General features: G+C 66.1%; 14 protein-coding genes. 6 read left to right on the top strand and 8 right to left on the bottom strand.

All coding sequences use genetic code 11. The annotated features are described in order from the left end of the window. Window positions 1–2: 2 nt before the first annotated feature. Window positions 3–584, bottom strand: coding sequence for a phosphoribosylglycinamide formyltransferase (purN, locus tag HDC95_RS00560; RefSeq protein ID WP_259061245.1), 582 nt, complete (start codon window positions 582–584; stop codon window positions 3–5). Window positions 585–593: 9 nt separating this feature from the next. Further along, window positions 594–1,985: a DUF6350 family protein gene (locus HDC95_RS00555; protein WP_259061244.1), complete on the bottom strand. Its 1,392-nt coding sequence runs from the start codon at window positions 1,983–1,985 to the stop codon at window positions 594–596. 90 nt (window positions 1,986–2,075) lie between these two features. Between HDC95_RS00555 and HDC95_RS00550 the strand changes: the two genes are divergently transcribed. Continuing rightward, the gene (locus HDC95_RS00550) at window positions 2,076–3,500 is read left to right on the top strand and encodes an NCS2 family permease (RefSeq protein WP_259061243.1); all 1,425 of its coding nucleotides are present in this window, start codon (window positions 2,076–2,078) and stop codon (window positions 3,498–3,500) included. Between the two features lie 40 nt (window positions 3,501–3,540). Here the strand turns inward: HDC95_RS00550 and HDC95_RS00545 are convergent, their stop codons facing one another. Continuing rightward, window positions 3,541–3,909, bottom strand: coding sequence for a helix-turn-helix domain-containing protein (locus HDC95_RS00545; protein WP_259061242.1), 369 nt, complete (start codon window positions 3,907–3,909; stop codon window positions 3,541–3,543). A 74-nt stretch (window positions 3,910–3,983) separates the two neighbouring features. Here HDC95_RS00545 and HDC95_RS00540 point away from each other — a divergent pair, with 74 nt between their 5' ends. Next, window positions 3,984–4,394 carry a RidA family protein gene (locus HDC95_RS00540; RefSeq protein WP_259061241.1) on the top strand — a complete coding sequence of 137 codons (411 nt, stop codon included), beginning with the start codon at window positions 3,984–3,986 and terminating at the stop codon, window positions 4,392–4,394. Between the two features lie 36 nt (window positions 4,395–4,430). On the opposite strand, the gene HDC95_RS00535 is transcribed toward HDC95_RS00540, so the two are convergent. Beyond that, a complete protein-coding gene (locus HDC95_RS00535) occupies window positions 4,431–5,006 on the bottom strand; it encodes a TetR/AcrR family transcriptional regulator (protein ID WP_259061240.1) in 576 nt (191 codons plus the stop codon). 71 nt (window positions 5,007–5,077) lie between these two features. Here HDC95_RS00535 and HDC95_RS00530 point away from each other — a divergent pair, with 71 nt between their 5' ends. Next, on the top strand, window positions 5,078–5,485 hold the full coding sequence (locus HDC95_RS00530; RefSeq protein ID WP_259061239.1) for a VOC family protein: 408 nt from the start codon (window positions 5,078–5,080) through the stop codon (window positions 5,483–5,485). A 64-nt stretch (window positions 5,486–5,549) separates the two neighbouring features. Here HDC95_RS00530 and sucD read toward each other — a convergent pair whose 3' ends face one another. Further along, window positions 5,550–6,452, bottom strand: coding sequence for a succinate--CoA ligase subunit alpha (gene sucD, locus HDC95_RS00525; RefSeq protein ID WP_259061238.1), 903 nt, complete (start codon window positions 6,450–6,452; stop codon window positions 5,550–5,552). A gap of 30 nt (window positions 6,453–6,482) precedes the next feature. Next, a complete protein-coding gene (gene sucC, locus HDC95_RS00520) occupies window positions 6,483–7,649 on the bottom strand; it encodes an ADP-forming succinate--CoA ligase subunit beta (protein WP_259061237.1) in 1,167 nt (388 codons plus the stop codon). Window positions 7,650–7,867: 218 nt separating this feature from the next. Here sucC and HDC95_RS00515 point away from each other — a divergent pair, with 218 nt between their 5' ends. After that, window positions 7,868–9,148 (top strand): HNH endonuclease signature motif containing protein, encoded by a 1,281-nt coding sequence (locus HDC95_RS00515; RefSeq protein WP_259061236.1) that lies wholly within the window; start codon window positions 7,868–7,870, stop codon window positions 9,146–9,148. 68 nt (window positions 9,149–9,216) lie between these two features. Continuing rightward, the gene (locus HDC95_RS00510; protein ID WP_259061235.1) at window positions 9,217–9,879 is read left to right on the top strand and encodes a TetR/AcrR family transcriptional regulator; all 663 of its coding nucleotides are present in this window, start codon (window positions 9,217–9,219) and stop codon (window positions 9,877–9,879) included. 35 nt (window positions 9,880–9,914) lie between these two features. Here HDC95_RS00510 and HDC95_RS00505 read toward each other — a convergent pair whose 3' ends face one another. Continuing rightward, entirely contained in the window at window positions 9,915–10,400 is a 486-nt protein-coding gene (locus HDC95_RS00505) for a hypothetical protein (RefSeq protein ID WP_259061234.1), read from the bottom strand. Between the two features lie 97 nt (window positions 10,401–10,497). Between HDC95_RS00505 and HDC95_RS00500 the strand changes: the two genes are divergently transcribed. Further along, entirely contained in the window at window positions 10,498–11,541 is a 1,044-nt protein-coding gene (locus HDC95_RS00500) for an ATP-dependent DNA ligase (protein WP_259061233.1), read from the top strand. 16 nt (window positions 11,542–11,557) lie between these two features. Here HDC95_RS00500 and ligD read toward each other — a convergent pair whose 3' ends face one another. Further along, the gene (gene ligD / locus HDC95_RS00495; RefSeq protein WP_259061232.1) at window positions 11,558–12,610 is read right to left on the bottom strand and encodes a non-homologous end-joining DNA ligase; all 1,053 of its coding nucleotides are present in this window, start codon (window positions 12,608–12,610) and stop codon (window positions 11,558–11,560) included. Window positions 12,611–12,618 lie beyond the last annotated feature (8 nt).

The following is a 12,618-nucleotide window of genomic DNA, read 5'->3' as shown; positions in this document are numbered from 1 at the left end:
TATCAGTGGGTCAGTGCGAGCTCGCCGGTGGCGATGCGTCGCACGACGTCGATGAGCAGACGTCGTTCGACGGGCTTGATGCGCTCATGCAGCGTCTCCTCGGTGTCGTCGGGCATCACCGGGATGCGCTCCTGAGCGAGGATGGGGCCGCTGTCGATGCCGTCGTCGACGACGATGACGCTGGCCCCGGTCTGCTCGACACCTGCGGCGAGCGCGTCGCGGACACCATGGGCCCCGGGGAACTCAGGCAGGTACGCCGGATGCGTGTTGACGATCCGAGGACTGTAGCGCGCGACCAGCGAGCCCGGCAGCAGTCGCATGAGGCCGCTGAGCACGATCAGGTCGGGACTCCAGCCGTCGAGTCGGCGGCCGAGCTCCTCACCCCATGCCTCGCGATCGTCGTAGGCACGGAAAGGGACGGTGAAACTCGGGATGCCGAACTCCTCGGCGTGCGCGAGCCCCTCGGCGTCACGATCGGCACCGACCACGACGATCCGCGCGGGGAAGTCGGGGAGGCGAGCGGCTTCGAGCAGAGCGCGGAGATTCGAGCCGGTGCCCGAGATGAGAACGGCGACCGTGAGCACCCGGCCAGTCTAGCGGTGCGTCGGAGCGCTGCCGTCCCCGAAGAAGCCGTGGTCATCCAGCGGCGTCGTATCGTTCGCATCCGGGTCTTTGGAATTCCATTCGGCGGCCGGTCTCGAGCCCACAGCGGTGGCATCGGCAGCCGCTGTCGGCGATGCGCCCATCTCCGCGACCCAGCGGTCGGTGCGCTCTTCTGCGAGCTCATCGCGATGCCGCGGTGCGAGCAGCAGGATGGCGGAGCCCACCAGCACCTCCGCACCGATCGCGAGCGACACCCATCCGGCGTGCGGACCGGCCTCAGCCAGTCGAGCGGGCCCGATGGACCCGGAGGCGAGTACCGATGCGATCGCGGCGATGCCCGCGCTGCACAGCGCGATGCCGGCGGTGATCGCGACGCGTGGAGCGAGCGGACGGGCGACGTCCTCCCAGACGAGCCTGGAACGGACGATCCAGCCGGCGAATGCCCCGGCTCCCACCGGCAGCAGCACGACGATGAGCACCCAGATCGAGTCGTTCTCCGGCAGAAGGCCGAACATCGGGATGCCCGGCACGACGCCGAGCTGCGTCCCGGCAGGCGAGACGGCGGTGCCTGCACCCACGGCGATTCCCGGACCCGCCAGCCAGGCGACAGCCCACACGAGCAGCGTCGGCAGGTACGCGAGGTGACCGAGGGTGAGGATGGTGACGCCCGTGGCGTCCACGTGCGCAGCTTCGAAGAGCGCGATCACCTCTCCCCCACGAAGCATCACCGCGACCGCGACGGCGACGCCGGCGATGCCGGTGAGGCTGACGATCACCACCGCCGTGCCGCGCACGATCTCAGCCGGCAGCACTCCCCATTCGCCCCAGCCGTCCACGGCGTCGTGCACGCGGTCGATGAGGCCGCCGTCGCCCTCGCGCCAGGCATAGCAGACGGCGCCGCACAGCGTGCCGACGAGATAGACGACGGATGGCAGCACGATGGCGAGCGCGAACGACGCCTGAGCGCCGGCGGTGTGCGAAGTCGATGCCACCCCGGTCGCGATCAGTGCGAAGGTCGCTGATCCCGCGATGACACCGAGCAGCCACGCTCCGGAGCGTGCAGCCCTGGTGCCGGAGCGAGCAGCGAACAGCAGGGTGAAGATCAGGAAGGCCAGCGGTGTGAGCGAGAGCGTGAACCGCGCAGCATCCGGTGAGATGCCGACCGCCATGACGATCTCGTCGGAGATGACGATCTCCAACGGTACGCCGTGGCCGAACTGCCAGAGAGTCCCGGAGACCGGCCAGAGGGCTCCCCAGTCGGCAGCCGCACCGAAGGCGAGCGTCCACAGCAGAGTGAGCGGCGCGAGCAGCACGGCGAGGCCGACGGCGGCCGCGATTGCGGCATCGACCGCGGCGAGGATCGCGACGAGGAGGCGTTGCATGACTCAACGAGACTACGACGAGAACGTGACTGCCTCACGGTGGCGCGCGCGGCGCCGTGGACGCGATATCGTCTCCACGGAGGTTTCCCGATGACAACTGCCCCCTCGCCAAACCCTGAGCGCACCGCTGAACCGAAGAACGCGCTCGATCGCTTCTTCGAGATCAGCAGACGCGGCTCCACGATCGGCACCGAGGTGCGCGGCGGCGTTGTGACCTTCGTCACGATGGCGTACATCGTGATCCTCAACCCGATCATCCTCTCGACGCCTGACGTCGACGGCACAGTGCTCGACGGGGGTGCGGTCGCAGCGGCCACTGCGCTGACCGCCGGTGTCATGACACTGCTGTTCGGCATCATCACCCGCCTGCCGTTCGCGTTCGCGGCTGGGCTCGGAATCAACGCGTTCCTCGCGTTCTCGGTCGTCGGGTCGGTCACCTGGCCCGAAGCCATGGCGCTGGTCATGATCAACGGTGCCGTGATCGTGCTGCTCGCAGCCACCGGCTTTCGCAAGATGATCTTCGACGCAGTGCCGGTGCAGCTCAAGCTCGCCATCACCGTCGGCATCGGACTGTTCATCGCCTTCATCGGCTTCGTGAACGCCGGCTTCGTCACCGCGACCGGCAATGACTCTCCCCCGGTCGACCTGGGTGTCGGGGGCTCTGTGGCGACTCTGCCGACACTTCTCTTCGTGATCACGCTTCTGCTCGGCGGGGTGCTGATCGCCGTGCGACTCAAAGGCGCCATCCTCATCGCTCTCGTCGGAGGCACGGTCCTCGCGGCGATCATCAATCTGATCTGGCCCTTCGGTCTCGACTTCGGCTTCGCCGGCGGCATCATGAGCCTGCCCGATCTGAGCCTGATCGGCGCCGTCGACTTCGGCTTCGATTTCACCAAGGTCAGTTTCGTCGCACTCGTCATGTTCGTGTTCACTCTCGTGTTCTCGAACTTCTTCGACGCCATGGGCACCATGACGGGCCTCGCCAAGGAAGCGGACCTCGCGGATGCGAAGGGCGACTTCCCTCGCATCAAGTCGGCGCTGGTCGTCGAGGGTGTCGGCGCGATCGTCGGTGGCGCGACATCATCGTCGTCCGCGACGGTGTTCGTCGAGTCGGGCTCCGGCATCGGTGAGGGCGCACGCACGGGACTGGCGACATCTGTCACTGGTGTGCTGTTCCTGCTCGCGATGTTCTTCACCCCGCTCACCTCGCTCGTTCCCGGCGCCGTCGCCGCGGCCGCGCTGGTGCTGGTCGGTGCGATGATGCTCTCGCAGATCAGGCACATCGACTTCGGCGACTTCCGTGTGCTGCTGCCGGTGTTCCTCACGGCGACCGTCATGCCGATGACGTACTCGATCGCGAACGGCATCGGCGCCGGTTTCGTCAGCTGGGTCGTCGTGAACGCGCTCTCCGGCAAGGCGAAGACGATCCACCCGCTGCTGTGGATCGTCGCCTTCGGCTTCGTGCTGTTCTTCGCACGCGGACCGATCGAAGCGCTGTTCGGCGTGGGTATCTGACTTCGTTACTGCAACTGAGGCGGGTGCTCCGGCACCCGCCTCAGTTCTGCGCGCTGTCGAAGCTCTCGCGAGCGCGTTCCACCTCGGGCAAATGGGCGGTGGTCCACAGCAGCAGTGCGTCGATGAGGTCCTGCAGACCCTGGCCGACCGGGGCGATGCGGTACTCGACCGCTACCGGACGATCGCTCACGACGACGCGTTCGACCATCCCGTTGCGCTCAAGGCGCCGCAGCGTCGCCGTGAGCGACTTCTGCGTTATCGCCGGGATCGCGCGGCGCAGAGCATTGAAGCGCAACGCGCCGTGCTCGCACAGCTGATCGAGGACGTGCAGCGACCACTTGTCGAGGAGCTGATCGAGCAGCTCGCGGTGGGCGCCGGTGATGAGGGGACGGTCGTCGGTTACCTGCATGAAACCTAGTCTCGTTGAAGTGGCTCTTATATACCAGGTAGACATGGGATACCGCCGACGAGAGGACCCATCGAATGACCGTGAACACATTCAGCCCTGACGGACTCCTGCAGCCCGTTCCCTACCACCACGTGTCCGTCGCAACCGGCACCCGACACGTCCACGTCGCCGGTCAGATCGCGCGAGATGCCGACGGCGGGCACGTGGCCACCGGCGATCTGTCCGGTCAGGTCGAGCAGGCGTTGCGCAATGCCGCCCGCGCGCTGGCCGGAGCCGGTGCGACCTTTGCCGATGTTGTGCGGCTGCGATTCTTCGTCACGCAATGGCGCCCTGAGCACATGGATGCGTTCATGCAGGGAGTCGAGAAAGTCGCGGAGGATATCGGACTCGAGCTTCCTCTGCCGCCCGCCTCTCTCATCGGCGTCGACATTCTCTTCGAGCCGGACGTTCTCGTCGAGGTCGAGGCATACGCGCTTCTCGACTGAACTGCCGAAGCCCCTCTGCCCTGGCGGCGGGGCTCCTCATCTTGGCACCACCGCATCGAGCAGTGCGTCGAGCGCTTCGTGAGCTTGGCTGCGGCTCGAAGCGTCCGAGGGGCGCTCTGAAATCCACAACGCGAGCTCGTTCATCGCTCCGGAGAGCGCCGCCGCAGTCGCCACAGCGAGCTCGGCCTGGACTCCGATGGCCCTCAGTGCGTCACGCAGGTGCGCGGCCGCGCCCTCGTCATCCATGCGGCGCCATGTCGACCAGCTCAGCACGGCCGGGGCGTCCACCAGCAGGATCCTGACCGTGCGGGCCTCGGTGATCGTGTCGAGGAATGCATGACTCCCGGCCCTCAGCGCCACGGAGGGATCGGAGCTCGCTGCGGCCGATTCGACGGCATCGGCGACGTGCAGTTGCAGACCGGAGGCGACGGCCTCGAAGAGTCTCGGCTTCGAGGCGTAGTGGTGATAGACCGCCCCACGCGTCACATCGGCCGCCTTCGCGATGTCGTCGACCGAAGTCGACGCGTATCCGTGCTCGGCGAAGTGTGCAGTCGCGGCTACGAGGATGCTGCGCGCTGTTTCAGCCGCATCAGCGGCGGTTGCTCTGGGCATGGTTCCCTTACGTACGGTGTGTATGTATTCTAGTGATCACGATACAAACACGCTGCATGTAAAGGGAGAGCATGAAGATCACGAGCTTCTATCCGGTCCTGATGGTCGACGACGTCGCATCCTCCGCGCAGTTCTACCGCGACGTCCTCGGGTTCGAGACGACGTTCGAGATGGACTGGTACGTGAGTCTGCGTTTCACAGACGGAGAGCTCGCCATCCTCGACCGCACGCACGACACCATCCCGCACGGATTCCGCGAACCCGTGCGCGGCCTGCTGCTCAACATCGAGGTCTCGGATGCCGCGGCCGAGCATGTGCGAATGGTCGAGGAGCTGCACCTCGTCGAACGCCTGCCGTTGCGTGACGAGGCGTTCGGACAGCGGCACTTCATCGTCGAGGCGCCGGGAGGCGTCCTCCTCGATGTGATCGAGCCGATCGACCCGTCACCGGAGTTCCTCGAGGCGTACGCGGAAGGATGATGCGTGGGGCACGATGAAGGCCCCCGACCGGAGCCGAGGGCCTTCATGTCACGCGTGACTCAGATCAGAGCGCTTCGACGATCGCGCGCATCAGGTCGGCCGTCTCGGACGGCGTCTTGCCGACCTTGACGCCAGCAGCCTCGAGGGCCTCCTTCTTCGCCTGGGCGGTGCCAGCGGAACCGGAGACGATGGCGCCGGCGTGGCCCATGGTCTTGCCCTCTGGTGCGGTGAAGCCCGCGACGTAGCCGACGACCGGCTTGGTGACGTTGGCCTTGATGTAGTCGGCGGCGCGCTCTTCGGCGTCGCCACCGATCTCGCCGATCATGACGATGGCCTTGGTCTCGGGGTCAGCCTCGAACGCTGCGAGAGCGTCGATGTGCGTGGTGCCGATGACCGGGTCGCCGCCGATACCGATGGCGGTCGAGAAGCCGAGGTCGCGCAGCTCGAACATCATCTGGTACGTCAGGGTGCCCGACTTCGACACAAGGCCGATCGGGCCCTTGCCGGTGATGTTCGCCGGCGTGATGCCGACGAGCGCCTCACCGGGCGTGATGATGCCGGGGCAGTTCGGCCCGATGATGCGGGTCTTGTTGCCCTTGCTCTGCGCGTAGGCCCACGCCTCGGCGCTGTCGCCGACGGGAACACCCTCAGTGATCACGACGAGCAGCGGGATCTCGGCATCGATGGCCTCGATCATGGCGTCCTTCGTGAAGGCGCCCGGCACGAAGGCGATCGACACGTCAGCGCCGGTCTCCTTGATGGCTTCGGCGACCGAGCCGAAGACGGGGAGTTCGATGTCTGCCCCGTCCTTGTCGGTATGTGCGACGGTCGTGCCGGCCTTGCGCGCGTTCACGCCGCCGACGACCTGGGTGCCGGCCTTGAGCATCAGCGCAGTGTGCTTGGTGCCCTCGCCGCCGGTGATGCCCTGGACGATGACCTTGGAGTCCTTGTTGAGGTAGATCGACATATTCTTCAGTCCTTGTGTCTCAGCGTCGGATCAGGCGTTCGCCAGCTCGGCGGCCTTGTCAGCGCCCTCGTCCATGGTGGCGGCGAGGGTGACGAGCGGGTGGGCGTACTCGGCGAGGATCGCGCGACCCTCATCGACGCGGTTGCCGTCGAGGCGCACCACGAGCGGCTTGGATGCGGTGTCGCCGAGCGTCTCGAGAGCGCCCTTGATGCCGTTGGCGACGGCATCGCACGCCGTGATACCACCGAAGACGTTCACGAACACGCTCTTGACCTGCGGGTCACCGAGGATGACGTCGAGCCCCGCCGCCATGACCGCAGCGGATGCTCCGCCGCCGATGTCGAGGAAGTTCGCGGGCTTGACGCCGTTGTGGTTCTCGCCGGCATATGCGACGACGTCGAGCGTCGACATGACGAGTCCTGCGCCGTTGCCGATGATGCCGACCTGGCCGTCGAGCTTGACGTAGTTGAGCCCTGACGCCTTGGCCTTGGCCTCGAGCGGGTCAGCGGCATCCTTGTCCTCGAGCGCCGCGTGCTCGGGGTGGCGGATCTCCGAGGCATTCTCGTCGAGAGTGACCTTGCCGTCGAGGGCGACGATGTCGCCGGCTTCGGTGAGAACGAGGGGGTTGACCTCGACGAGCGTGGCATCCTCGCCCTTGTAGACCTCGTACAGCTTCACGAAGACGTCGGAGACCTTCTCGATGAGCTCTTCGGGGAAGTTCGCTGCGCGAGCGATCTCGACGGCCTTGTCTTTGTCGATGCCGGTCAGCGGGTTGACGTCGACTCGTGCGAGCGCCTCGGGCTTCTCAACAGCGAGGATCTCGATCTCCATGCCGCCTTCGACGGAGCACAGCGAGAGATAGGAGCGGTTCGCGCGGTCGAGCAACACTGAGAAGTAGAACTCCTCGGCGATAGCTGCCCCCTGAGCGACCATGACGCGCTTGACGATGTGGCCCTTGATGTCCAGGCCCAGAATGGCCTTGGCTGCCTCGTAAGCCTCGTCAGGAGTCTTGGCGACCTTGACGCCTCCGGCCTTGCCTCGACCACCGGTCTTGACCTGCGCCTTGACGACGACGACACCGCCGATCTTCTCGGCAGCCGCTTTCACCTCCTCGGGAGTGTCCGCGACGATACCGGCGAGGACCGGCACTCCGTACTTCTCGAAAACGTCTCGTGCCTGGTACTCGTACAGATCCACTGTGCTTCCTTCACTGGGTCTCGGTCCGGAAAGTCTCTCGATGTCGAGACATCGACCAGTCCTAAAGCCTACTACCTCCGACTGAACGCTCCGAGTCGCGCGGTCACGCCAGGGGGCGCCGTTGCTCTCATCGCCAGACGCGACGCTCGTCGTATCTATCTACGAATCGATTGCCATGTAGTGTGGCTTTGTTCGAACTTATCGGCTATTATGGATACATGGAGCCTTGGTTCGATGATGTGGATGATCGGCCGCGTGATGCGGCGTTCTTCGTTGAGTCGGCGCTGGATGATCTGCAGTGTGCGGATGTTGATCTGAATCGGTATGAGGCGAGGCGATCCGCTCGGATTGCGGATACTGTCGCTTTGGTGCGTCGTAATCCTGAGGTCTATGTTCACCACGCGACGGACAAGGATGCGCTGGAGCAGGCGGAGCGTGCGGCGATCTTCGATATCGCGTTGCGGCTCAGGTGTTCGGAGGATTACGTGCGCGGTGTGCTGTTCACGGCGGAGCAGGCGATGGCGCATCTGCCGTTGCTGTGGCAGCAGGCCAAGGATGGTTTCGTGTCGATGTATCTCGTCGGTCGCACCGTGGGTGCTCTCGCACGGGTGCGGGCGGACTTCGGGGCGTCGGAGGACGAGCTGGACCTCGAACGCGACGCGATGCGGCTGATCGATCAGGCGGCGGCGGAGTGGGCGCTGTCGTGCCCGCCGGCGGCGTTCCTGCGCCGGCTGCGCAGGTTGGTCGACCGGCTCGACCCGGTCGGGGCCGCGGAGCGGCACACCCGGAAGGTGCGGGATCGTCGGGTGGTCGTCCAGGAGGATGAGGACGGGATGAGCTGGTTCATGGCGTACATCCCGACGATCGACGCGATCGCAGCGAAACGCCGGTTGACGTCCGCGGCCAAGCACGCGCAGAAGAGTCCGGACGAGTGCCGCACCCGGGATCAGATCCGTGCTGATCTGTGCTCTCAGTGGCTGCGGGGTATCGGTACGGACACGGCCGTGAAGACGAAGATCTTCGTCACCATCCCCATCGAACTCCTCGCAGACACACCCGCTCCACCGCGTGAGGCCGAGCTCGTCGGTCACGGTCCGATCGACCCGCTCACCGCGAAGCAGCTGTTCCTCGACACGACCGCGTTCCGCCGGGTGATCATCGACCCGGTCCGCAGCGTCGTCATCGACATGGACCGCCGCTCCCGCCGCGCCACCCCGGCCCAACGCGAATGGCTCATCCTGCAACACGGCACCTGCGCCAGAGACGGCTGCAACCGCCTCGCCCAAGACGCCGACATCGACCACAAGACCCCATGGGCACAAGGCGGCACCACCGACATCGACGAACTCAGACCCCTCTGCCCCCGCGACCACGTGCACCGACATCTCACCCGAGCGATCTACCGCAGCCGACCAGACAACACGATCCAGGTCATCACACCCACCGGGCACGAAAGCAAGCCGCCATCTCGTTCTTCCGTGACCGCCCCACCATTCTGAGCAAGCACCCGCCTTCTCCGCACGCGCACGCGCACGCGTCATTGACGGATCCGTCTAGGCTTCTCGCTATGCACCAGAACGCAGAACCGCGCACCGGCGTCGTAGCCGCAGCGCTTGACCTGTTCCGTGCCCAGGGCTTCGACCAGACCTCGGTGGAGCAGATCGCCAAAGCGGCCGGCGTCTCACGCTCCACCTTCTTCCGCCAGTTCGGAGGCAAGGAAGATGTCGTCTTCACCGACCACGAAGTGCTGCTCGAAGAGCTGCGGGCCTTCCTCGCCGAAGGACACCGCGACCCGTGGGAGGCCGTCTGCCAGGCATCCCAGCACGTCTTCTCCCATTTCGCCCGCGATCCGGATATCGCCCGGCTGCGCTACCAGGTCGTGCGCGAGGTGCCGGCGCTTCGCGAGCGCGAGATCGTGACGGTGTTCCGCTACGAGCGCCTCTTCGACGAGTACCTGCGCAGCGCACTTCCCGGGATCGACCCGCTGGATGCCGTCGGCTTCGCCGCCCTCGTCACTGCCGTGCACAACCACGTGCTGCGCCAGCTGCTCCGCGGCACGAAGCGCGTTGCTCCTTCGGTGCTGCAGACGGCCTTGGACGACGTGCGGCGTAGATACGGTGTGCTGCCCGATGCCTTGGACGAAGCGCCCGATGACATGGTGGTCGCGGTATTCCCCCGCGCCATGCCGATCGCCGAGATCACCCGCCGCCTGCAGAGCGACCTCAGCTGAGGCGGGCGATCGGCGCGCTACGCCGCGCATGCGGCTCAGTCGCAGCTGCACCCGCCCGAGGCGTTGCGAACCATGAAGCAGACATCGCACGTGCCGTAGTCGCGTTCGTTCGTCTTCGTGGGGCGCGGTGCGCTGACTGCCGAAGCCGCCTTGCGTGGCGCACGTGCCGACGGAGCCTTCTCCACGATCGGGCGGAACTCGCTGGGGTGCGTGGCGTAGAAGAACGGCGCGCGACCTTCGCTCGCCCGCAACCGTAGGACGGTCCCACCGACGACGACCTGCTCGTCCTCCGCGAAACCGTTGGTGTAGGTCTTGCCGATGTGCAGCGGCGCACCTTCGTCGTTGCGGATCGCTTCGATGTATCGTCCGCGATCGATGAACGAAGAGATGCCGATGGCATCCGTGATCGCGGTGATGTATTCGTGGTTCTGCGCGTCGATGCGGTGTGCACGCAGCGCGTCGGTGAGATTTCGGTAAGGACGGGAAGTGCCTGCGGGGGTGGGCCCCTGTGTCTCATTCATCCTTCTCAGGATCGCACGTCTGGCTGGGAGTACCAGACCATCCTGCGTTCCGCACCGCGCCCTTCCGCGACAGAGCGCGTACGGCGAAGATGGACGCATGCCCTATGAGATCCCAGCGCCGATGCTCGCGAAAGCGGCAGCATCCGTCCCCGACCCGGCGAAGACTGCGGGCGGGGTGCTGTTCGAACCGAAGTGGGACGGCTTCCGAGGCTTGATCGCGTGGGACGGCGAAACCCTTGAGATCGGATCCCGCGGTGCGAAGCCTCTCACGCGATACTTCCCCGAGCTCGTCGAGGCGCTCCCGAAGATCCTCCCCGGCCCCTGCCTGCTCGACGGCGAGATCGTCGTCGCCACCGGCGAGCCCGGTGCGCAACGGCTCGACTGGGAGGCCCTCAGCCAGCGCATCCACCCCGCCGCGTCCCGCGTCGAGCGCCTCGCAGCCGAGACGCCAGCGATGTTCATCGCGTTCGACCTGTTGGCCGAAGGCGATGAAGACCTGCAGCAAACACCGTTCCGCGAGCGCCGTGCGCGCCTGGAGAAACTGCTCGCCGATGCCCAGCATCCGCTCCAGCTCACCCGCACGACCGAAGACGCTGCCATCGCCAGGAGGTGGCTCGCCGAGTTCGAGGGTGCCGGTCTCGACGGCGTCGTCGCCAAGCCGCTCGACCAGCCATACGCGCCCGGCAAACGCACGCTCATCAAGATCAAGCACGCCCGCACAGCGGATGTCGTCGCACTCGGATACCGCATCCACAAGTCCGGCTCCGGCGTCGGCTCGCTGCTCGTCGGCCTCTATGACGACGACGGCGTCCTCCGCCAGGTCGGCGGCGTCGCCGCCTGGAGCGACAAGAGACGCCAGGAACTCGTCGACGAGCTGGCACCTCTGGTGGAGCGTGATGAGTCCGGCGAGGCTGTCAAGGCCGAAGGCGAGCGGAGCCGCTTCACCGGCTCCAAGGACGTGTCGTTCGTGCGACTGCGTCCCGAACGCGTGCTCGAGGTGCGCTACGACCAGCTCGAGGGTGCACGCTTCAGGCATACCGTGCAGTTCGAGAGGTGGCGTCCTGATCGTGACGCCCGTTCATGCTCGTACGACCAGCTCGACACCGTCGCCGGCTACGATCTGGCAGACGTCCTGGCCTGACCGCCGCCGGCCGGCGTCACTCCTCGATGCGGTTGCCTTCGGCGTCCCAGTTCTCCGCGACCATCTTGCTGGGTTGCACGCGTGGCGGCTCGCCCGGCATCTTCGGGAAATCCGGCGGGAACGACAGCTCGCCGAGACCGTTGTCGAGATCGCGTTCCCACCAGCCGAGCAGCGTATCGATGCGGCCGGGCTTGTCCTGGATGCGCGCCCACGGATCGCCGACGTCCTCCAGACGCTTCGGGATGCTGCGCACGGTGAATCCCATCGGATCGAGGCCGTCCAGCTCATCCCATTCCACCGGGGTCGACACGGTCGCGGCAGGAAGGGCTCGCGGGCTGTAGGCGCCGGCCATCGTCCGGTCGCGGTTGGCCTGATTGAAATCGACGAAGATCCGCTCGCCGCGCTCTTCCTTCCACCAGTTCGTGGTGACCTGCTTCGGCATCCGTCGCTCCAGCTCGCGCCCGGCGGCGATCACGGCGTGGCGCACGTCGAGGAACTCGTGCGAGGGCTCGATCGGGCAGAACACGTGCAGCCCGCGATTGCCGCTGGTCTTGATGAAGGGCTCGAGCTCTGCCTCGCGCAGCACCTCGCGCAGACCATGCGCGGCGGTGACGGCATCCGCGAAGTCCGTCCCGGGTTGCGGGTCGAGGTCGATGCGCAGTTCGATCGGGTTGTCCGTATCGGTCGCGAGCGACGCCCACGGGTGGAACACGATCGTGTTCATCTGCATGGCCCATATGATCGCGCTCGGACGATTGAGGACGATCTGCGGATGCTGACGCCCGCTGTTGTACGTCACCATCACGGAATCCACGAAGTCAGGAGTGCCCTTCGGCGGATTCTTCGAGAAGAAGCTCTCCCCGCCGATGCCGGCGCGGAAGCGCTCGAGCGACACCGGCCGATTGCCGTTCGCATTGAGGAACGGTTCCGCGACGGCCTGGAAGTAATCCGCCAGTTCTGCCTTGGTGATGCCGGGTTCCGGCCAGATCACCTTGCTCGGGCTGGAGAGGTCGATCTCCCGCTGCCCTTCGGGATCGGAGACCGTCAACGTCACGCGCTCAGAAGCCATGCTCCGAG

The organism is Microbacterium sp. AK031, from assembly GCF_024807145.1.
In the GTDB taxonomy this organism is placed as follows: domain Bacteria; phylum Actinomycetota; class Actinomycetes; order Actinomycetales; family Microbacteriaceae; genus Microbacterium.
Note: the sequence above shows the minus strand (reverse complement) of the source record. Positions and strands in the feature narration are given on the sequence as shown.